This is a genomic window from Paraburkholderia sp. CNPSo 3076 (genome assembly GCF_026343935.1).
GTDB lineage: Bacteria > Pseudomonadota > Gammaproteobacteria > Burkholderiales > Burkholderiaceae > Paraburkholderia > Paraburkholderia nodosa.
In genome coordinates this window covers 64,641-83,586 of the sequence record NZ_JAPMAL010000019.1, presented here as the reverse complement: position 1 = coordinate 83,586, position 18,946 = coordinate 64,641, and the positions used below count along the sequence as shown (strand labels likewise).

The following is an 18,946-nucleotide window of genomic DNA, read 5'->3' as shown; positions in this document are numbered from 1 at the left end:
TGCTTATTCGACTGGGAACTGCGCGCAGGGATCGGCAGCGGTCGTCGCGCAGGCGTACGAATACTCGCCGCTCTTCAGGAACAGCTCCTTGCCGACCTGGAAGTTGTCACGCAGATTGGGCGAGCTTTCCCACGCGATGTAGCTGGAGCACATCACGGCGAACAGGACGACAAGCGAAAACGCGAATTTTTCGAGCAGTTGGTATTGGTGCGGCATGGCGATCTTTCCCATCAATGGGTACGATTTTACCTCGTGATTAGGGTTTTCACCTAGTGAATTGAGCGGGATTTGCTGAAGTGATTTTTGGGTTTGACCCTTTAAATGCGATCGGCGTGTCGCAGCGCGCTGCGCGAGCGTGATCTGCCAGCGCAAAATAACTCGCAGTCCTGATTATTTGTGGCGCGATATTGACCACACATTCTCGCGTGGCACAGGGACGGTGTCTCGTAGATCAGCGGCGTTTCGGCCTGACGGCCGGCACTTTGACGACACGCTGGCGCTGGGACGCGCCAGGTTTCACGAATTGGCGGAGGCGGTGAGATTCGAACTCACGGAAGGGTTACCCCTTCGCCGGTTTTCAAGACCGGTGCATTCAACCACTCTGCCACACCTCCGGAGCCGCGCATTGTAACCCGAAACGCACACGCGACGGCAGTCGCCCGGTCGATCCAGGTCGACCTCAGTGCGGGTCCTTGAGGAACAGCGCCTGCAAATCGTTCAGGAACCGCTGCCCCAATTCGGTCGGCGCGATCTTTTCATAGTCGCGCGTGATGAGCCCGCGCCGCTCGGCTTCCTGCAGCGCCGGTTCGATCGTCGTGATCGGCAGTCCCGTGCGTTCGATGAAGCGATGCACCGGAAATCCTTCCACGAGCCGCAGCGCGTTGAGCATGAACTCGAACGGCAAATCGCGTGCGCCCACTTCGTGCTCTTCCTGGACCGGCGTCCCCGCCCGCGCCTGCTCGATAAAGGTCGCCGGATGCTTGTAGCGCGCCTGGCGCACGATGCGGTTCGGAAACGAGAGCTTCGTATGCGCGCCGGCGCCGATCCCGAGATAGTCGCCGAAGCGCCAGTAGTTGAGGTTGTGCCGGCATTGGCGATCCGGCTGTGCGTAAGCCGAAACCTCGTAGCGCCCGTATCCCGCGCCCGACGTGCGCTCGTGAATCCAGTCCTGCATGTCGGCGGACTGGTCGTCGTCGGGCAGGGCAGGCGGAAACTTGGCGAACAGCGTGTTCGGTTCAAGCGTCAGGTGATACAGCGACAGATGCGGCGGCTTGAACGAGAGCGCCGTCTCGATGTCGGCCTCGCATTCGGCGAGCGTCTGCTGCGGCAGCGCAAACATCAGGTCGAGGTTGAAGTTGTCGAAAGTCTTCGCCGCGACTTCGACCGCATGGCGTGCCTGCGCCGCGTCGTGAATGCGTCCGAGCGCTTTCAGATGCGCTTCGTTGAAGCTCTGGATGCCCACCGAAAGCCGGTTCACGCCGCTCGCGCGAAACTGCGCGAACTTCGCGGCTTCGAAGGTGCCTGGATTCGCTTCGAGCGTGATCTCGGCGTCGGCGTCGAGCGGCAGCAGGGCGCGCACGTCCGAAAGCAGTCGATCGAGACCCGCCGCGGAAAGCAGGCTGGGCGTGCCCCCGCCGATGAACACCGTATGCACCTGGCGACCCCAGACGAGCGGCAGCGCCTGCTCGAGATCGGCGCGCAGGGCGTCGAGGTAATCGTCTTCGGGGAAGCGCTCGCCCTTCCATTCATGCGAATTGAAATCGCAATACGGGCACTTGCGCACGCACCACGGAAAATGCACGTAGAGCGCGAGCGGTGGCAGCGAAGTGAGGCGAATGCTGCCAGGCATCGTGAACGACTGGACCACCTCGATGCCAATTCGATGCTGCTGGCTCACGCTTCCTCCTGGAGTCGCGCGAGCAGTTGGCGCAGGGCAATTGCGCGATGGCTCGACGCGTTCTTGAGCGCCGGATCGAGCTCGGCGGCCGTGGCTTCGAGCTCGGGAACGTAGAAGTAAGGGTCGTAGCCGAAGCCGTTGTCGCCGCGCGGTGCGTCGAGCACCACGCCGTGCCAGCGGCCTTCGGCGATGAGCGGCTCGGGGTCGTCGGCATGGCGCACGAGCGCGAGCACGCAGTAGTAGTAGCCGCGGCGATCCGCGTGATCTTTCAGGTTCGCGACGAGCAGCGCGTTGTTCGCCGCGTCGCTCTTCTCGGCGCCCGCGAGCTGCGCGTAACGCGCCGAATACACGCCCGGCGCGCCGCGCAGCGCGCGCACGCACAGGCCCGAGTCGTCGGCGAGCGCGGGCAGGCCCGTGAGCTTCGCCGCATGGCGTGCCTTGGCGAGCGCGTTCTCCACGAAGGTGGGATGCGGCTCCTCGGCCTCCGGCACGTTGAGCGCGCCTTGCGGCACGAGCTCGATGCCGGCCGCGCCGAGCAGCGCCGCGAATTCGCGCAGCTTGCCCGCGTTGTTCGAGGCGAGCACGACGCGCGAGAGCGCGCGAGCCGCGGTTTTAGCCGTTGAACCCGGCTGCAGATCAGCCATGCGAGATCTCCAGCGCCGCCTTCTGCTTTTCGATCAGCGAGCGGATGCCGCTTTGCGCCAGATCGAGCAGCGCATTCAGTTCCTTACGCGAGAACGGCGCGCCTTCTGCCGTGCCCTGGACTTCGACCATGCCGCCCGAGCCCGTCATGACGACATTCATGTCGGTGTCGCACTGCGAGTCTTCGTCGTAGTCGAGGTCGAGTACCGGCACGCCTTCGTACACGCCAACCGAAATCGCCGCCACGTAGTCGTAGATCGGCGAGCGTTCGATGCGGCCCGTGGCCAGCAGCTTCGAGACGGCGTCGTGAGCCGCCACGAACGCGCCCGTGATGCTCGCCGTGCGCGTGCCGCCATCGGCTTGCAGCACGTCGCAATCGAGGTTGATGGTGCGCGCACCGAGCGCCTCGAGGTCGAACACGGCGCGCATCGCGCGGCCGATCAGGCGCTGGATTTCCTGCGTGCGGCCCGTTTGCTTGCCGCGCGCGGCTTCGCGGTCGCTGCGCGTGTGCGTGGCGCGCGGCAGCATGCCGTATTCGGCGGTGAGCCAGCCCTGGCCCTTGTCGCGCAGGAACGGCGGCACGCTTTCGGACACGCTCGCGGTGCACAGCACCTTGGTGTCGCCGAACTCGACGAGGACCGATCCTTCGGCGTACTTCGTGTAGTTGCGGGTGATGCGGACTTCGCGAAGCTGGTCGGCGGCGCGGCCGGAGGGGCGCTGGATGGATTGGGTCATCGTGAAGGTGCGCGAGGGCGCGAGAGGGAAGGGGAAACCGTGATTTTACCGCCTCCGCGCGCCTCGCGACGGGCGCGGCCGGAAGGCGGCGGGACGGCGACAGGAGGGTGGAAAGCGGGCCGCCCCGTCCGGAAGCGGCATGCAGCCCGCGCTTGCGAAGGCGCGCCCTCAAAAATGGGATAATGCGGTTTCTCCGCCCCGCGCTTTTCGTCCATTCGCGACAACACGCCGGGCGCCTCGATTTCCTCGCCGTGACCCGCGCGCGCAGCGCACGACGCCACGGCTCTCTTCGCGAGACGAACCATGATTTACAGCATGACCGGCTATGCCAGCGCCACGCGCGAGCTTGCTGCGGCTTCGGGCACGGGCGGCGCGAGTGTCTCCGTCGAATTGCGCACGGTGAATTCGCGCTTTCTCGACCTGAACTTCCGCATGCCCGAAGACGTGCGCGTGTGCGAGCCCACGCTGCGCGAAATGCTGATGACGAAGCTCTCGCGCGGCAAGGTCGACATCCGCATCAACATCCAGAAGAGCGAGCAGGGCGCCAGCGCGGGCGCGCTCAACCGCGACGCGCTCGATCAGCTGGCCGGGCTCGAGCGCGCCGTGCTCGAAGCGTTTCCCGAGTCGGGCCGTCTGCGCACGGGCGAGATCCTGCGCTGGCCCGGCGTGCTGGCGGAAAGCGGAGTGGCGGCCGAGGTGCTGCGCGACGCCGTGCTCGGCTGCGGCAAGCAGGCCATCGCCGATCTGATCGAAGTGCGCGCTCGCGAAGGCGCGCAGCTCGCCAACATGCTGCTTGCGAACGTGACCGAAATGGAGGCGATCGTCGCGCGCATCACGCCGCTCGTGCCGGAGCTGATCGCGAAGCACCAGCAGAAGATCGTCGAGCGTCTGCAGGAAGCGCTCGGCATCGCCGCGCCGGACAGCAATGGCAACGGCGGCAGCATCGGCAACATCTCGCGTGAAGAAATTGCCGAGCGCATCCGCCAGGAAGTGACGATGTATGGCATTCGCATCGACATCGCCGAAGAGCTCTCGCGTCTCACGGCGCACCTGAACGAAACGCGTCACGTGATCGAGAAGGGCGGCCGCGTCGGCAAGCGTCTCGACTTCATGATGCAGGAGCTCAACCGCGAAGCGAACACGCTCGGCTCGAAGGCGGCGGCGAAGGAACTCGCGGACGCCTCGATGACGCTCAAGCTGCTCATCGAGCAGATGCGCGAGCAGGTCCAGAATCTCGAATGAAGGAAGCAACGAACATGACCGACCAAAGCAGCACCCCCAAAGCGGACGCGAAGCAGGACAAAAAGCGCAATCCGTACGCGGGCATGTACCCCGGCAACCTCTTCATGGTGGTGGCGCCGTCGGGGGCGGGCAAGTCGACGCTCGTGAACGCGCTGCTTGCCGAAGACAGCGCGATCCGCCTGTCGGTTTCGTACACGACGCGCGTGCCGCGTTCGAAGGAGCGCGACGGCGAGCACTATCACTTCACGACCGTCGACGACTTCCTCACGCGCCACGCCGCTGGCGAGTTTCTCGAGAGCGCGGAAGTGCATGGCAACTACTACGCCACGTCGCGCGTGTGGATCGAAGACCAGATGAAAATCGGCCATGACGTCCTGCTCGAAATCGACTGGCAAGGCGCGCAGCAAGTGAAGAAGCAGTTCCGCAATGCGGTGGAAATCTTCATCCTGCCGCCGTCGCTCGAAGCGCTCGCCGACCGCCTGAAAAAGCGCGGCGAAGACGAGCCGAACGTCATCACGCGACGCCTGCTTGCAGCGGGCAGCGAGATCGCGCATGCGAGCGAATCGGAGTATGTCGTGATCAACGAGAACTTCGATCGCGCGTTGCAGGAGCTGCGCAACATCGTGAGCGCCACGCGCCTGCGCTTCGCTTCGCAATACGCGCGGCATACCGAGCTCTTCGTGCAGCTCGGTATCCACCACCCGCAGCCCGGCGCGTCGGGCACATAAGGTAGAATAAGAACCTGCTGAGAATGAGAAGGAACCCGACATGGCCCGCATCACCGTCGAAGATTGTCTGAAACAGATTCCGAACCGCTTCGAACTGGCGCTCGCCGCGACGTATCGCGCCCGCCAGCTCGCCCAAGGTCACACGCCCAAGATCGAAAGCCGCGACAAGCCAACCGTTGTCGCGCTGCGCGAGATCGCGGCTGGCCAGGTCGGCCTCGAAATGCTGAAGAAGGTGCCCGTCTAAGGGCGCGTTCCGAGGCATTGTCGATCGCCATGTAGTTTTGTACCGCCGCAGGCGCTTTAACCGTCAACGCCAAACCTGATACGGAGGGGAACATGAGCATCACGCCCTCGCCGGCCACCGACGTGGACCAGGAAGCCGAGACTGCGAGCCCTGCGCGCAATTACATCGACGCGGTCCTCGAACAGTCGTTTCGCCATCTGTTCGGTCCGACCGCGACGCCGGAGCAGCCCCGCAAGCACGGGGTCGTCTCTATCGCCAATCTGACCGCCGCGCTCTCCGGTTACCTCACTCCCGAGGAAATCAAGGAGGTCAAGGCGGCGTTCCACTTCAGCGATGAAGCCCACCTCGGGCAATATCGCCAGAGCGGCGAACCGTATATCACCCATCCCGTCGCCGTCGCGGAAATCTGCGCCGGCTGGAAGCTCGACGCGCAGTCCATCATGGCTGCGCTCCTGCACGACGTGATGGAAGATCAGGGCGTGACCAAGGCGGAACTCGCCGAGCGCTTCGGCGCGAAGGTCGCGGAACTGGTCGATGGCCTGTCGAAACTCGACAAGATGGAGTTTCGCAATCGCGAGGAAGCGCAGGCGGAGAACTTCCGTAAGATGCTTCTCGCGATGGCGCGCGACGTGCGCGTGATTCTGGTGAAGCTCGCCGACCGGCTGCACAACATGCGCACGCTCGGTGCGGTGCCACCCGAAAAACGCCGCCGCGTGGCGCGCGAGACCATCGACATCTACGCGCCCATCGCGCACCGTCTCGGCCTGAACAACACCTATCGCGAGCTGCAGGACCTGAGCTTCGCGAACTTCAATCCGAATCGCTACGCCACCCTCGAAAAGGCGGTGAAGGCCGCGCGCGGCAATCGCCGCGAAGTGGTGAGCAAGATTCTGGAAGCGGTGCAGCGCGGCATTGCCGACGCGAAGCTCGACGCCGAAGTCACCGGCCGCGAGAAAACCATCTTCAGCATTTACAAGAAGATGCGCGACAAGCAGTTGTCGTTCTCGCAGGTGCTCGACGTGTACGGTTTTCGCGTCGTGGTCGAGTCGGCGCTCGAGTGCTACACCTGCATCGGCGCGCTCCATGCGCTCTACAAGCCAGTTCCGGGCAAGTTCAAGGACTACATCGCCATTCCCAAGGTGAACGGCTATCAGTCCCTGCACACCACGCTCGTGGGCCCGTTCGGCGCACCGATCGAGTTCCAGGTGCGCACGCGCAAGATGCATGAGATCGCCGAAGCCGGCGTGGCGGCGCACTGGCTCTACAAGAACGGCGGCGCGGATCTCAACGACGTGCAAAAGCGCGCGCACCAGTGGCTCAAGTCGCTGCTCGACATCCAGAGCGAAGTCGGCGACTCGAGCGAATTCCTCGAACACGTCAAGATCGACCTGTTCCCGGACGCCGTCTACGTCTTCACGCCGAAGTCGAAGATCATGGCGCTGCCGCGCAGCGCCACGGCGCTCGACTTTGCCTATTCGATCCACAGCGACCTCGGCAACCAGTGCGTGGCCGTGAAGATCAACAACGAGCTGCTGCCGCTGCGTACGGAATTGAAGAGCGGCGATATTGTCGAGGTGATCACCGCGCCGTACTCCAAGCCGAATCCGGCGTGGCTCGGTTTCGTGCGTACCGGCAAGGCGCGCTCGGCGATCCGGCACTATCTGAAGACGATGCGTCTCACGGAGTCGGTGCAACTGGGCGAGCGGCTCGTCGATCAGGCGCTCAAGGGCTACGGCTACCAGCTTTCGGAAGTCACGCCGGAAGTGTGGGAGAAGCTGGTCCTGTGGACCGGCAACAAGAACCGCCAGGAAATTTTCGCCGACATTGGTCTTGGCCGGCGCGTGGCGGCGGTCATGGCCAAACGCATCGAAGTGCTGATGAGCGGCCAGGACGCCGACGACGCTGAGCATCACCATCCGCCGCGCGACCCGAATGCGCCGCCGGCGCCGCCTGTCGTCATCACGGGCACCGAGGGCATGTCGGTGCAGCTTTCGGCTTGCTGCCGCCCGATTCCCGGCGACAGCATTATGGGCTATATCGGCATCGGCCTTGGCATGGCGATCCATACGACCGACTGCCGCGTGGCGCAGCGCATCCACCGGCGCGACCCTGGCCGCTGGATCGACGTGGCGTGGGCACCGCAGCCGGGGCGGCTGTTCGACGTCGCCGTCAAGGTGCTGGTGAAGAACACCAAGGGCGTGTTCGCGCGCGTGGCGGCCGACATCACGTCGGCTGACGCCAACATCGTCCACATCGCGATGGACGACGATCTGGCACAGGAATCGAACATGTTGCGCTTCGTGATCCAGGTGAGCGATCGCGTGCACCTCGCGAACGTCATGCGCCGCGTGCGCACGAATCCGGACGTGATGCGCATTGCGCGCGAGCGTTCGAGCGACGACGGGCACCATCGCCACGACGGCGGCATGCGCATCGAGCGCGAGCGCGCGGATTATTGATCGGGGCGCGTAGCTGCGGGCGGCGAGCTCGGCAACGCGCTTGCGTGGCGCGGGCCGCTCCCGCAGCGCGTCTCGCGCGGTAATCTATCGTTGTCTTATCGGCCGCGCCTTCGCGGCAGCCTGACCGCGCTTGCCGGTCATGTACCCATCTTCCTTCGAACCGAAACGAGGGACTCGCAATGAACGTAGCTGAACTGACCGGACTCGCACTCGACTACTGGGTGGCGCGCAGCCTGCCGGACTTCGTGCGTGAAATCTATTTCACCGACAGTGGCGAGACGGTTGCCGTGCGCGGCAACGATCGCGGGCGTCCGTGGGATGGCCGCTTCATGCCCACCGATTCGTGGGAGGCGGCCGGCGTGGTGCTCGACCGCGCGAGGCGCGTCGAGCTGCGCGGAGGCGAGCCGGCTTCCTGTGTGGCCGAGTTCGAAGGGGAGTCGGGGGCAGTCCTGGAGGCCTACGGAGAAACTACGCGTGAGGCGCTGCTGCGGGCGTTCGTCGCGAGCCGCTTCGGTAAGACGGTAGGGCAGATGCTGAGGCAGCCGCAGGCGTTGCTGGGCATGGGCATGGAGCCTGTTGGGGAGCCCAGCGCGATTGGCGACGTGGAGGACCTGCCGCGTCCCGATGCCCAGATCGGCGACATCGGCACGCCGCCGCGCTAGGGTTTCGCTTCTCGCGATACGCCAGGCACACCCAATTCTGCAGCTGAAAAGACAAAGGGCCTTTCCGTACGGAAAGGCCCTTTATTTGGTGGCGCGGCTGGCAGGATTCGAACCCACGACCCCTTGGTTCGTAGCCAAGTACTCTATCCAACTGAGCTACAGCCGCACGCTAAGACGATACTAGTTACAACACTATACTGCTTGAAACCCTTCCCGGATCAAACCGACGGGAAGCGCTTCGAATAAATGGTGCGGCTGGCAGGATTCGAACCCACGACCCCTTGGTTCGTAGCCAAGTACTCTATCCAACTGAGCTACAGCCGCACGCAGAAAAGAGATTATAGCAGGGCTTCGAAAAAAGGGAAGGCCCTTATCGTGATTTGTCTTGGGGCGAGGTTCGTGTACGCTGGCAGTAGTGAGTGCATCAGTACACATAACGCAGTGATCCCATCATGAACAAGGCCTTTGTCAAAGAATCGACCGACGACGACGACGATCTCGAAGCCGGTCTTCCGGAGATTCCCGCCGGCACGAAGAACTACATCACGCCCGCCGGCTATGAGCGCATGCGCAGCGAGTTGCTGCAACTGATAGACGAAGCGCGGCCCGAAGTGGTCAAGCTCGTCTCGTGGGCCGCCTCGAACGGCGACCGTTCCGAAAACGGCGACTACATCTACGGCAAGCGCAGGCTGCGCGAAATCGACCGGCGTATCCGCTTCCTCACGAAGCGGCTGGATCTGGCCGAAGTCGTGGACAGCAGCCGGCAGGAGAGCGTGGACCAGGTGTTCTTCGGCGCGACCGTCGAGTACGGCACCGAGGACGGCGAGGCGCATACGATCACGATCGTCGGCATCGACGAGGTCGATCTCGACCGCGGCCACGTGAGCTGGGTTTCACCGGTCGCACGGGCGCTCCTGAAGGCGAAGATCGGCGATCAGGTCACGCTGCACACGCCGGCAGGGCCGGAGCCGATCGACGTGCTGGACGTGCGCTATCCGCCGCCGCACGCCTGAATGCATCCCTCGTCGCAGAAATAGAAAAAGGCACCCGAGGGTGCCTTTTTTAGCTGCAGTGCTGGCCGAGGCGGCCAGCAGCGTGCTGCTTAGAAGCGGTGACGCATACCAACCGTCACAGCAATCTGGTCTTGACGGGTCGATGCCGAACCCAGACCGTTCAGGTACGCGCCGATACCTTCCTGGTTCGACGACACGTGCTGCCAGTCGCCTTGCAGGTAGACGTCGGTGCGCTTCGACAGTGCGTAGTCCGACTGCAGTGCGACCGTGTTGTAGTTCGGGTTCACGCCGCCGCCGAAGTTCGCACGGGTGTACGTGTACGCGCCAGCCAGGCTCAGGGCCGGGGTCAGAGCGTAACGGATGTTGCCTTCGAAGTTCTGGAAGCGCGCGCTGTTCCCGCCCAGCGAGATGCCGTTCTTCGTACCCGACTGCGTCGGCGAGATGTTAACCGCGTTGCCCAGTTGGGTCTGCGTGTAGACGAAGCCAGCCGTTGCCGGGCCGAACGTGTAGTTCACGCCGCCGCCGAACGTGCTTTGGCGGCCTGCGCCGAACGTGTAGTCGCCTGCTTGTGCGCCCGAGAACGAAGACGAGTTGAACTGCTGGTTGTTGATGTCGTTGTTTGCGTGCAGGTAAGCAGCTGCAACGTTCAGGCCGGCGTAGTTATACGTCGCGCCGAAGCTGTACGCACGGTTGTTCGCAAACTGGGTGCTGTTCGAGAACGAGTACGTGCCGCCGAACTTGAAGCCAGCGTAGTTGACGCTCGAGTACTTGACCGTGTTGTTGAAACGGATCGAGTTGTTCAGATTGTCGTTGTCATACGGGTGGGCTGCGATCGTGCCGCCGTATTGCGTGCCGGTGTTCGACAGCGGTGCGAGGTAGTCGACCACGGAGTCGTACTGGCGACCGAGGGTGACCGCGCCGTACTGGTCGCTTGCCAGACCGACGAACGCTTGACGGCCGAACATGCGGCTCGACTGGCCAAGCGTACCGTTCATGATGTTGAAGCCGTTTTCCAACGTGAAGATGGCCTTCAGACCGCCGCCGAGGTCTTCAGCGCCGCGCAGGCCCCAACGGCTGCCGTTGACCGTGCCGCTCGATGCCTTCCAGAGGCTGTGGCCGCCGGAGTTGTTTGCGTAGGTGATGCCTGCGTCGATCAGGCCGTACAGCGTAACGCTGCTTTGCGCGTGTGCAGCCGTTGCAAAAACGCCCGTCAGGGCGGCGACCATGAGAGTCTTTTTCATCTTTGTAAACTCCGAGAACAGAGGTGGGTTTCGTTGAACCCCGTTTGGGAAACCGTCCATGCGAAGCGCAGCGAGAGGCAAGTTCGCGTGGTACGAATTAATCCGTGCGAGACAATTCGTCCGTGTCGGTTTCCAGACAGGCAGAGTGTAGAGAGGGTGCTCGAAGAGGGGGTATTCCGAATTCCGCAATAAAGTATTGCGATATCGGAAATGATTATTTCGCTCGTCTTAAGCCCTGCTGGTAAAGGCTTTGAGCGGATTTCCGAGGAAGGGGGTGAAACTGTCAACCGATCGAGCGTTGTGCGATCGCTACAACGATCGATTGCGAAAAACGGCTTAAAACGGTCTCAACTGATTATTGCGCCCGGCGTAACAGATGATTGTGCGCAGTCTACTTAATCGTCAGACCTGGGTCCGGCTATACTTCAATCGCTGCTTTCCGAAGCAGACTTTTTCGTTGACGAAAAAGATCTCCAAACCTTTGTCGGCGCGGCCTTTTCAGCCGCGCTTTTTTTTGCCCGTCTTCAGGCCACGCGCGCGACGCGTACCCTATTGGGTGCCCGCTTGCGGCGGCTCAGGCTGCAGGCTCCAGTCTTCCATTACGTAGTGCCTTGCGTCCATAGGGGAACACAGCAGGTTGTGCCAGTGGTCCCCGTGCCATGCGCCATAGGTTTCGGCTTCTTCAGCCGTTGGCGTAATCCCGTCCGTTTGTACGAGCCAATGAATCCATCGCCGCAGAGCTGTCAGCATGATGACCTCCGATGCCGCTAACAATACGGATCATGAATTGAATGTATTACTCGAACAACCGGGAGAAACACTTACGTTTGACACAAATTGTTACATTTCGGGAAAACTTCCCGGTAGAAATGACGTGAGTGAGATAATCGGGTAAAAATGACGTAATGCTATATATCGATTCGGCTCGCATACGATTTCTTGCCGCTTTTTGATGCGTACCGCTTTTATCGTTGAATCGGGAAAGCTGTTATAAAAAATTCGCTTGACTGGCGATTGACGTTCCCCGTATAACGGCAAAGCTGATTTTCGTTCTGCTGCAATTTCAAAACGTGGAATTCAATGAAGCGGGACGGCGGGAATTGGCTGGATACGGCGTGAGGGTTATTACCCGCGTCATTAAAATCTCGAGGGAAACTGAAACATGGAAACCGGTATCGTCAAATGGTTCAATGATGCGAAGGGCTTTGGCTTCATCACGTCTGACGCCGGCGGCGACGATCTGTTCGCGCACTTCTCGGAAATCCGCGCCGACGGCTTCAAGTCGTTGAAGGAGAACCAGCGTGTGTCGTTCGACGTCAAGGTCGGTCCGAAGGGCAAGCAGGCCGCGAACATCCAGCCGCTGTAAGTACAGCGTGCGGGCGCTCGCTGCGCGAGCGCTCATGCGACACCAGGCCCCGGGTGAACCCGGGGCTTTTTTATTTTTGACATATTGATTTTTAGTCAATATTAATACCCACGGTTTTACCTCACGGATTTAATCGGGGAAACCCTGGGAATCTGCGACTTTCCCGATTCGGGTTTTCACTAAAAGCCAAAAGTCACACTTAACAGCCGGAACCGTCCGCGCGTGGCGTCCAAACAGTGCATACTTGGGCCGTTTTCCATTTCCCCATCGTTTCACCATGTTTGAATCCTCCTTGAGCGCCGCGCAGCCTGCCGGCGACCTTCCCATCGTCTTCGTTGACCTCGAGACGACCGGCGGTTCGGTAGGCGAGCACCGCATTACCGAAGTTGGCGTTGTGGAGGTGGCGCAAGGGCAGGTGACACGATGGAGCACCCTCGTCGATCCCGGCCAACCTATCCCGCCCTTTATCCAGCAGCTCACCGGTATTACGGACCAGATGGTGCGCGGCGCGCCGCGCTTCGCCGAGATTGCCGCGGAACTCCATGGGCGACTCGCCGGAAAGCTCTTCGTCGCGCACAACGCGGCTTTCGACCGCGGCTTTCTGCGCGCGGAGTTCGAGCGAGCCGGTTATTCCTTCAATCCCGACGTCCTGTGCACCGTGCGCCTGTCACGGGCGCTTTTTCCGGGTGAGAAGCGCCACGGGCTCGACGCGCTGGTCGAGCGCCATGCGCTCGTACCGTCGGATCGCCATCGCGCGCTCGCCGACGCCGATCTCCTCTGGCAGTTCTGGCAGCGCCTGCCGGCACTGGTGCCCGCGGAAGCGCTGGCGTCGCAGATCGATCGTACGACGCGCCGTCACGTACTGGCCGGCGACATTACCGACGAACTCATCGACACGGCGCCGGCAGGCCACGGCGTTTATGCGTTCTATGGCGAGAACGACGTGCCGCTCTATGTGGGGCGCAGCGTGCGGGTGCGCCAGCGCGTGCGCGCGCATCTTTCGGGTGAGAGGCGCTCTTCACGCGAACAACGGATGGCGCAGCAGGTCCGCCGCGTGGAGTGGCGTGCGACAGGCGGCGAGCTTGGCGCGCTCCTCGTCGAGGCGCAGTGGATCGCCACGCTCAAGCCCTCGTTCAACCGCGTGCCGCGTGTGTCGAAGCGCGACCCCGCCGACCTTGGAGCGGCGCCCTGGCCGTTCGGCGCCGCAGTGGTCGTGCTCGAGCAGGACTCGACGAATGGCGCCGAGGTTTATCACCTGATCGATCGCTGGTGCTATATGGGCGCCTTTCCCACCACGGCCGAGGCTGTGGTGCTGGTGGACAGCAGCGCCGAGCGGGTGTTCGAACTCTCGACCTGGCGCATTCTGCAGACACACTTCGAGCGCGGCCTGCGCGTGCAGGTGCTGCAGCCTTCCGAGGCCGACGGCCTTACGAGCGCGGCATAACAACCGCGCTTAGGCGACCCCGCCGACGCCGCCCGATTCGCACACGTGCTCCAGCGCCTGATTCATCGCACTCGTGCGCGCGGAGTCATATCGCGTGAGTTCCTTCCAGTTCGCAACCGTTCTTGCGACGCGCGCCGGGCAATCCGGTGCGCCGCGCAGCGGTTGGACGCGTGCGAGCGCGCCGATCAGTTGTCCGGTGAGTCTGTCGAGTTGGGGGCGCGTCGCCGTGGCGAGATCCGGTGCGGGGTCGCTGGGCGCCTGGGAGGCACGCCACGTGTCGAATAGCGACTTCTGCATTTGCGTGCTGGCATCGATCTGATCGCGGAAGAACGCACGCGCAAACGCGGGATCGACGCCAGCTGCCGTGGCGCGCTTCTGCACGTCGGCGAGCAGGGCGTCTTCACGGGGCGCGTCGGTGATCGGCTTGTGATGCTGCCATTTCCAGTGCGCGACTGGTTCGGCGAGCGCCAGCCGCTGCGAAACGAGCGCGACGAGGTTGGTCAGGGCAGTGTCGTCACCGTCGGCGTGGACGGATGCGATCGGCAGGGCGAAGAGCAGCGCAGCAGCGCAACGCGCGCTCGCGCGGGTCAGCAATGTCATCGAGGGAAGGAAGACGCCGGCAATAAAAACCGAAGCATAGCCGGTTATGGTGCGCTTGCGTCTAATGTCGCTGAGGTCGAATCGAGATGGTCGCACCGAGGCGGGCCCGCGATCGAGCGCGCCAGTGCTAGCCGCTACGGCGCAAAACTGCGCGCGCAGCATGACACGCGTGTCCCCGAACTACGCGTGTCTTCAGGCACACGAACATCTGCCGCGCGCGTGAGCCCGCGAGCGCGTACGTGTGCGTTTCCCCGTCACTTCTGTTCGTGTGCCTTGCGTTGCTCGTCGAGAAATGCCCGCACGTGAGCGGGCAATTCGTCGCCGAGAAACTCGACGGCCACCGGTTCCGGATCCGGGCTGAAGACTTGGTCCGGGGTCGGAATCCTTGGCGGTTTGGCGTCCATGATCTTTCTCCTATGTAAGCCGATTATCCGGCTCGGTACTTCTACTGCGCTAGTCCCGCTTACGGTAACAGTGCTTTTCTCGCACGCGTGTTGCTTTCTTCGCACAGCAATACAATGATTAACGGCGCGAGAATATAATTGTTGAGATGTCCTTCACACTGTCGCATGCCGTGCGAATCGCGCACGTTCCACGTTTCTCCCCATCCCCCGCGCAGCGCCTGCTGCAGTCGCACAACGCCTCGACCGCGCTTCCCCTGGCTCTGAGAACCGCGCACGTCCTGCAGTCTTGCCGCGTTGGTGTTGCGCGGTGCCGCAAGCGCGGGCCGGTCCCGCCTCAGCGTGCACCCACCGTTCGTCTACAACGGTCGATTATGCTTAGCCGTTGACGTCGAAACGTTAATAAGAATTAAAACTATGTAAGCGGCCGTTTCTATCCGATTTGGGCGATTAATACTTTGTTGCGCGTCATTTCGCCGCGATTTAATGATCGAACGTGCGTAAATAGCCGCGCATTCGGGCGCGGCGTATTGATGCACTCCGATAATTCGTTACGTTTGGGCCTCCGGCGGTGCCGGTACGCGCTGCACCTGAGCGTGGTTCGCGGGCGTCGCGCGCACGTCCACCTGGCCGTGAATGCGTGACTGGTGGCCGTCCGCGAACATGTAGTAGGGAAACGGGTGGGCGGGCTCGGAGGCCGCGTCGAGACGCGCGACCAGTTCGGGGTCGAGCGTGAAGTCGAGCGCGCCAAGCGACTCTTCGAGTTGCGCGGCCTTGGTCGCGCCCACGATGATGCTCGCCACGCCACGCTTCTGATACAGCCAGTTCAACGCTACCTGGGCCATGGGCCGGTTGGCCTCGTGCGCGACCCGCTCGAGCTCGGCGACGATCGCGAAGTTGTGCGCCGAGAGCTTGTCGAAGCCGGGCGGCGGCTTTGCGCCCACCGTCTGCAAGCGGCCCGCACCGCTCACGCCCTCGCTTGCCTGCGACGGCCGATATTTCCCGGACAGCACGCCCATGCCGAGCGGACTCCACGGCACGAGCCCCATGCCGAGTTGCGTCGCGAGATCGGCGAATTCGTGTTCCGCGTTGCGTTCGATCAGGGAGTATTCGAGCTGCATGGCCGCTACCGGTTCGAAGCCGCGCCAGTCGGCCAGCGTCTGCGCGCGGCCCGCGTACCAGGCGGGCACGTCGGAGAGACCCACGTAGCGGATCTTGCCCGCACGCACCGCGTCGTCCATGGCGCGCATCACTTCGTCGACGGGCGTCATGCGGTCCCACGTGTGCAGGTAATAGAGATCGATGTAGTCGGTCCCGAGGCGCTTGAGCGAGCCGTCGAGCGCACGCAGCAGATTCTTGCGATGGTTGCCGCCGGCGTTCGGATTGCCCGCTTGCGCGTTGTAGGAATACTTGGTGGCGATGACGAGCCGCTCGCGCAGACCGCGCGCGGCCGCGAAGCGCCCCACCCAGGTTTCGCTCGTGCCTTCTGTATAGAGATCTGCGGTGTCGATGAAATTGCCGCCTGCGTCGACATAGAGGTCGAAGAGTCGCTGGGCAGCGGCTTCGTCGGCGCCCCAGCCCCATTCAGTGCCGAACGTCATGGTGCCGAGGGCGATGGGGCTGACGCGCAGGCCCGAGCGGCCGAGCAGGGTATAGCTATCGAGTTTCATGGCGGTTTCCTCCAAGAGTGAGTGGCGAACGCGAACTCATCTTGCGCTTTTCCTTTTTGTGGAAAAATCGGGTTCACCTGAAAGCACTGTGAAGCGAGGCTTCACAATGGAGGTAACATGGGCCCGGTTTCCACTCAGGCGTTCGCGCCGCCCGCCACCTCGGGTCTGGCAGGGCGCCTGCCCGCACTGCTTGCGGTGGCGGCTGTCGCCCGCCATGGCAGCTTCACGCGTGCGGCGTCCGCCGCGGGCTTCTCGACTTCGGCGCTATCGCAAACCGTACGTGTGCTCGAAGCGCAACTCGGCGTGAGGCTTTTCAATCGCACGACGCGTCGGGTCGCGCTGACCGAGGCGGGCGCGCAGTTTCTCGCGCGCGTCCAGCCCGCGCTCTCACAGATCGAGGCGGCGTTCGATGCGCTCGACGCCTCGCGCGACGCCCCGGCCGGCACGCTACGCATCAACCTGCCGCGCGTGGCGAGCGAGTTGCTCGTCATGCCGCACCTTGCGGAATTCATGTCGCGCTATCCGCAGATCAAGCTCGAACTCGCGCTCGACGACGGTTTCGCCGATCTGGTAGGTGACGGCTTCGATGCCGGCATCCGCCTGGGCGAATCGGTTGCGCCTGGCATGGTGGCGGTGCCGATCGGCGGGCCGATTCGCATCGTCGTGGTGGGCTCGCCGGAATACTTCGAGCGCCGCGCGCGGCCTGTCACCCCCGATGACCTGGCCGCGCATGATTGCCTGCACTATCGCTTCGCGACGGGCGGCGTCTACCGCTGGGAGTTCGCGCAGCCGGAGGATGCTGGGCGCGTGTTCGATGTGGTCACCGAGGGCCGCTTCGTGACGAACGATCTGCGCACGATGGTGCGCGCCGCGGAGCAGGGCGTGGGTCTGCTGCACGTCATCGAAGATTACGTGCGGGCCCCCCTGGACGAAGGCCGGCTCGTGCCGGTGCTCGAGCCGTGGGGTGCATCGTTTCCGGGTTTCTATTTGTACACGGCCGGGCGCGCGCAGTTGCCGCCAAAGCTGCGTGTATTCATCGACTTTCTGCGCGAGAAGCGTGAGGGTGCCTAAGCTCGCATGGCACGAGCTGGGGCGATGGGATGAGGTGAGCGCAGAGGTGTGCCGCAGCGCACGGAGTGCCGTGCGCCGACGCCACAAAGCAAAAAGCCCAGTCCGAAGACTGGGCTTTTTGCTTGAATCCTGGTGCCGGAAAGAGGAATCGAACCCCCGACCTTCGCATTACGAATGCGCTGCTCTACCGTCTGAGCTATTCCGGCGTGCATCAGAGAAGAAAGATTATAGGAAGTTGCCGCAAACTATGCAAGCTTTTCCCCCATCTTTTTTCATTTTTTCGCGTCGAGGTGGTAGCGCGTGACGCGCTCGACCTCGTTCTTCGAGCCGAGGAAAACGGCGACGCGCTCGTGCAGGCTCTTCGGCTGGATGTCGAGAATGCGCTCTTCGCCGTTGGTCGCCATGCCGCCCGCCTGTTCGACGATGAACGACATCGGGTTCGCTTCGTACATCAGGCGCAGCTTGCCCGGCTTCGACGGGTCGCGCTTGTCGGCCGGGTACATGAAGATGCCGCCGCGGTTCAGAATGCGGTGCACGTCCGCGACCATCGAGGCGATCCAGCGCATGTTGAAGTTCTCGCCACGCGCGCCGTCCTTGCCGGCGTTCAGCTCGCCGATGTACTGCTGCACCGGCTCATACCAGTGGCGTGCGTTCGACGCATTGATCGCGTATTCGCGCGTGTCTTCCGGAATGCGCATGTTGCTTTGCGTGAGCACCCACGAGCCCAGTTCGCGATCGAGCGTGAAGCAGTTCACGCCGTGGCCGGTCGTGAGCACGAGCACCGTTTGCGGGCCGTACACGGCGTAGCCTGCCGCGACCTGCTTCGTGCCGGGCTGCAGGAACGATTCCTCGGTTGCCTGCTGGCCGTCCGGGCAGCGCAGCACCGAGAAGATCGTGCCGATCGACACGTTCACGTCGATGTTCGAAGAGCCGTCGAGCGGATCGAACACGAGCAGGTATTCGCCCTTCGGATAGTTGGCCGGGATCGGGAAGAACGTTTCCATTTCCTCCGAGGCCATCGCGGCGAGGTTGCCGCCCCACTCGTTGGCGTCGAGCAGGATTTCGTTCGAGAGGATGTCGAGGTTCTTCTGCACTTCGCCCTGGACGTTCTCGCTGCCGGCCGTGCCGAGCGCGTCACCGAGCGCGCCCTTGCTGACGTTGAAGCTGATCGCCTTGCACGCGCGCGCGACGACTTCAATCAGAAGACGCAGGTCGGCAGGCAGGTTGCGGTGCTGGCGCTGCTGCTCGATCAGGTACTTGGTGAGGGTGGTGCGACGTTGCAAAGCCATTGCAGTACTCCGGATACGCTTGGGAATAGCGCAATTCTACCCGCTCGACTGTGACCGCCCGCCGCACAGCCGCGCAAAATAAAGCGCCGGGGCGCGGCCGGGCTTGCTGGAGCGGCTTTTCACGCGGTGACGGGTCGCTTCGCGCCGCCAAAAATAATCGTGAAAAAAATGCGCAAAAAAACCGGCGCGAAGGCCGGTTCGTGGATCGCCGCGCGGCGCTGCTCAGGCGCCGCGCGCGTGTG

At 63.0% G+C, this 18,946-nt stretch carries 19 protein-coding genes and 4 tRNA genes; 9 read left to right on the top strand and 14 right to left on the bottom strand.

What is annotated here, in order from left to right; all coding sequences use genetic code 11:
• Positions 1-3: 3 nt before the first annotated feature.
• The 5 genes from M3A49_RS22460 to rph all read right to left on the bottom strand — a co-directional run bounded on the left by M3A49_RS22460 (position 4) and on the right by rph (position 3,274).
• A complete protein-coding gene (locus M3A49_RS22460) occupies positions 4-216 on the bottom strand; it encodes a hypothetical protein (protein ID WP_028205175.1) in 213 nt (70 codons plus the stop codon).
• 308 nt (positions 217-524) lie between these two features.
• A tRNA-Ser gene (locus M3A49_RS22455) sits at positions 525-614 on the bottom strand.
• A gap of 65 nt (positions 615-679) precedes the next feature.
• Complete coding sequence (gene hemW, locus M3A49_RS22450) at positions 680-1,849, bottom strand: radical SAM family heme chaperone HemW (RefSeq protein WP_266231212.1); 1,170 nt, start codon at positions 1,847-1,849, stop codon at positions 680-682.
• A 44-nt stretch (positions 1,850-1,893) separates the two neighbouring features.
• Entirely contained in the window at positions 1,894-2,541 is a 648-nt protein-coding gene (gene rdgB / locus M3A49_RS22445) for an RdgB/HAM1 family non-canonical purine NTP pyrophosphatase (RefSeq protein WP_266231101.1), read from the bottom strand.
• Positions 2,534-3,274, bottom strand: a complete 741-nt coding sequence (rph, locus tag M3A49_RS22440; RefSeq protein ID WP_266231100.1) for a ribonuclease PH — start codon at positions 3,272-3,274, stop codon at positions 2,534-2,536. The genes rdgB and rph overlap by 8 nt, the downstream gene beginning before the upstream one ends.
• A gap of 303 nt (positions 3,275-3,577) precedes the next feature.
• Here rph and M3A49_RS22435 point away from each other — a divergent pair, with 303 nt between their 5' ends.
• From M3A49_RS22435 to M3A49_RS22415, 5 genes are all read left to right on the top strand, one after another.
• Positions 3,578-4,516 (top strand): YicC family protein, encoded by a 939-nt coding sequence (locus M3A49_RS22435; RefSeq protein ID WP_266231099.1) that lies wholly within the window; start codon positions 3,578-3,580, stop codon positions 4,514-4,516.
• A 14-nt stretch (positions 4,517-4,530) separates the two neighbouring features.
• Complete coding sequence (gene gmk, locus M3A49_RS22430) at positions 4,531-5,244, top strand: guanylate kinase (RefSeq protein WP_266231098.1); 714 nt, start codon at positions 4,531-4,533, stop codon at positions 5,242-5,244.
• Positions 5,245-5,284: 40 nt separating this feature from the next.
• Positions 5,285-5,488, top strand: coding sequence for a DNA-directed RNA polymerase subunit omega (gene rpoZ, locus M3A49_RS22425; RefSeq protein ID WP_006400783.1), 204 nt, complete (start codon positions 5,285-5,287; stop codon positions 5,486-5,488).
• Between the two features lie 92 nt (positions 5,489-5,580).
• A complete protein-coding gene (locus M3A49_RS22420) occupies positions 5,581-7,947 on the top strand; it encodes a RelA/SpoT family protein (RefSeq protein ID WP_028205169.1) in 2,367 nt (788 codons plus the stop codon).
• A gap of 179 nt (positions 7,948-8,126) precedes the next feature.
• Complete coding sequence (locus M3A49_RS22415) at positions 8,127-8,609, top strand: phage protein NinX family protein (protein ID WP_254352014.1); 483 nt, start codon at positions 8,127-8,129, stop codon at positions 8,607-8,609.
• Positions 8,610-8,698: 89 nt separating this feature from the next.
• Here M3A49_RS22415 and M3A49_RS22410 read toward each other — a convergent pair.
• Both M3A49_RS22410 and M3A49_RS22405 read right to left on the bottom strand, forming a co-directional pair.
• Positions 8,699-8,775: transfer RNA gene (locus tag M3A49_RS22410), tRNA-Arg, on the bottom strand.
• Positions 8,776-8,856: 81 nt separating this feature from the next.
• A tRNA-Arg gene (locus tag M3A49_RS22405) sits at positions 8,857-8,933 on the bottom strand.
• 128 nt (positions 8,934-9,061) lie between these two features.
• Here M3A49_RS22405 and greB point away from each other — a divergent pair.
• Entirely contained in the window at positions 9,062-9,622 is a 561-nt protein-coding gene (gene greB / locus M3A49_RS22400) for a transcription elongation factor GreB (RefSeq protein ID WP_266230977.1), read from the top strand.
• A gap of 89 nt (positions 9,623-9,711) precedes the next feature.
• Here greB and M3A49_RS22395 read toward each other — a convergent pair whose 3' ends face one another.
• Positions 9,712-10,863, bottom strand: a complete 1,152-nt coding sequence (locus tag M3A49_RS22395) for a porin (protein ID WP_266230975.1) — start codon at positions 10,861-10,863, stop codon at positions 9,712-9,714.
• A 549-nt stretch (positions 10,864-11,412) separates the two neighbouring features.
• Positions 11,413-11,613, bottom strand: a complete 201-nt coding sequence (locus tag M3A49_RS22390; protein ID WP_266230973.1) for a hypothetical protein — start codon at positions 11,611-11,613, stop codon at positions 11,413-11,415.
• Positions 11,614-12,025: 412 nt separating this feature from the next.
• On the opposite strand from M3A49_RS22390, the gene M3A49_RS22385 reads away from it, so the two are divergent.
• Both M3A49_RS22385 and M3A49_RS22380 read left to right on the top strand, forming a co-directional pair.
• A complete protein-coding gene (locus M3A49_RS22385; protein ID WP_028205165.1) occupies positions 12,026-12,229 on the top strand; it encodes a cold-shock protein in 204 nt (67 codons plus the stop codon).
• 277 nt (positions 12,230-12,506) lie between these two features.
• Positions 12,507-13,673: an exonuclease domain-containing protein gene (locus tag M3A49_RS22380; RefSeq protein ID WP_266230969.1), complete on the top strand. Its 1,167-nt coding sequence runs from the start codon at positions 12,507-12,509 to the stop codon at positions 13,671-13,673.
• Between the two features lie 9 nt (positions 13,674-13,682).
• Here the strand turns inward: M3A49_RS22380 and M3A49_RS22375 are convergent, their stop codons facing one another.
• From M3A49_RS22375 to M3A49_RS22365, 3 genes are all read right to left on the bottom strand, one after another.
• Positions 13,683-14,273, bottom strand: a complete 591-nt coding sequence (locus tag M3A49_RS22375; protein ID WP_266230967.1) for a chorismate mutase — start codon at positions 14,271-14,273, stop codon at positions 13,683-13,685.
• Between the two features lie 254 nt (positions 14,274-14,527).
• A complete protein-coding gene (locus M3A49_RS22370) occupies positions 14,528-14,677 on the bottom strand; it encodes a hypothetical protein (protein ID WP_027795377.1) in 150 nt (49 codons plus the stop codon).
• A gap of 548 nt (positions 14,678-15,225) precedes the next feature.
• A complete protein-coding gene (locus M3A49_RS22365) occupies positions 15,226-16,344 on the bottom strand; it encodes an aldo/keto reductase (RefSeq protein ID WP_266230962.1) in 1,119 nt (372 codons plus the stop codon).
• A gap of 117 nt (positions 16,345-16,461) precedes the next feature.
• Between M3A49_RS22365 and M3A49_RS22360 the strand changes: the two genes are divergently transcribed.
• A complete protein-coding gene (locus tag M3A49_RS22360) occupies positions 16,462-17,415 on the top strand; it encodes a LysR family transcriptional regulator (RefSeq protein ID WP_266230960.1) in 954 nt (317 codons plus the stop codon).
• A gap of 130 nt (positions 17,416-17,545) precedes the next feature.
• On the opposite strand, the gene M3A49_RS22355 is transcribed toward M3A49_RS22360, so the two are convergent.
• A tRNA-Thr gene (locus tag M3A49_RS22355) sits at positions 17,546-17,621 on the bottom strand.
• A gap of 66 nt (positions 17,622-17,687) precedes the next feature.
• Positions 17,688-18,704: a class 1 fructose-bisphosphatase gene (locus M3A49_RS22350; protein WP_254351997.1), complete on the bottom strand. Its 1,017-nt coding sequence runs from the start codon at positions 18,702-18,704 to the stop codon at positions 17,688-17,690.
• Positions 18,705-18,946 lie beyond the last annotated feature (242 nt).

Coding starts and splice junctions, on each gene's coding strand:
- M3A49_RS22460 (WP_028205175.1), bottom strand. CDS start 216: ATGCCGCACCAATACCAACTGCTCGAAAAATTCGCGTTTTCGCTTGTC.
- hemW (WP_266231212.1), bottom strand. CDS start 1,849: ATGCCTGGCAGCATTCGCCTCACTTCGCTGCCACCGCTCGCGCTCTAC.
- rdgB (WP_266231101.1), bottom strand. CDS start 2,541: ATGGCTGATCTGCAGCCGGGTTCAACGGCTAAAACCGCGGCTCGCGCG.
- rph (WP_266231100.1), bottom strand. CDS start 3,274: ATGACCCAATCCATCCAGCGCCCCTCCGGCCGCGCCGCCGACCAGCTT.
- M3A49_RS22435 (WP_266231099.1), top strand. CDS start 3,578: ATGATTTACAGCATGACCGGCTATGCCAGCGCCACGCGCGAGCTTGCT.
- gmk (WP_266231098.1), top strand. CDS start 4,531: ATGACCGACCAAAGCAGCACCCCCAAAGCGGACGCGAAGCAGGACAAA.
- rpoZ (WP_006400783.1), top strand. CDS start 5,285: ATGGCCCGCATCACCGTCGAAGATTGTCTGAAACAGATTCCGAACCGC.
- M3A49_RS22420 (WP_028205169.1), top strand. CDS start 5,581: ATGAGCATCACGCCCTCGCCGGCCACCGACGTGGACCAGGAAGCCGAG.
- M3A49_RS22415 (WP_254352014.1), top strand. CDS start 8,127: ATGAACGTAGCTGAACTGACCGGACTCGCACTCGACTACTGGGTGGCG.
- greB (WP_266230977.1), top strand. CDS start 9,062: ATGAACAAGGCCTTTGTCAAAGAATCGACCGACGACGACGACGATCTC.
- M3A49_RS22395 (WP_266230975.1), bottom strand. CDS start 10,863: ATGAAAAAGACTCTCATGGTCGCCGCCCTGACGGGCGTTTTTGCAACG.
- M3A49_RS22390 (WP_266230973.1), bottom strand. CDS start 11,613: ATGCTGACAGCTCTGCGGCGATGGATTCATTGGCTCGTACAAACGGAC.
- M3A49_RS22385 (WP_028205165.1), top strand. CDS start 12,026: ATGGAAACCGGTATCGTCAAATGGTTCAATGATGCGAAGGGCTTTGGC.
- M3A49_RS22380 (WP_266230969.1), top strand. CDS start 12,507: ATGTTTGAATCCTCCTTGAGCGCCGCGCAGCCTGCCGGCGACCTTCCC.
- M3A49_RS22375 (WP_266230967.1), bottom strand. CDS start 14,273: ATGACATTGCTGACCCGCGCGAGCGCGCGTTGCGCTGCTGCGCTGCTC.
- M3A49_RS22370 (WP_027795377.1), bottom strand. CDS start 14,677: ATGGACGCCAAACCGCCAAGGATTCCGACCCCGGACCAAGTCTTCAGC.
- M3A49_RS22365 (WP_266230962.1), bottom strand. CDS start 16,344: ATGAAACTCGATAGCTATACCCTGCTCGGCCGCTCGGGCCTGCGCGTC.
- M3A49_RS22360 (WP_266230960.1), top strand. CDS start 16,462: ATGGGCCCGGTTTCCACTCAGGCGTTCGCGCCGCCCGCCACCTCGGGT.
- M3A49_RS22350 (WP_254351997.1), bottom strand. CDS start 18,704: ATGGCTTTGCAACGTCGCACCACCCTCACCAAGTACCTGATCGAGCAG.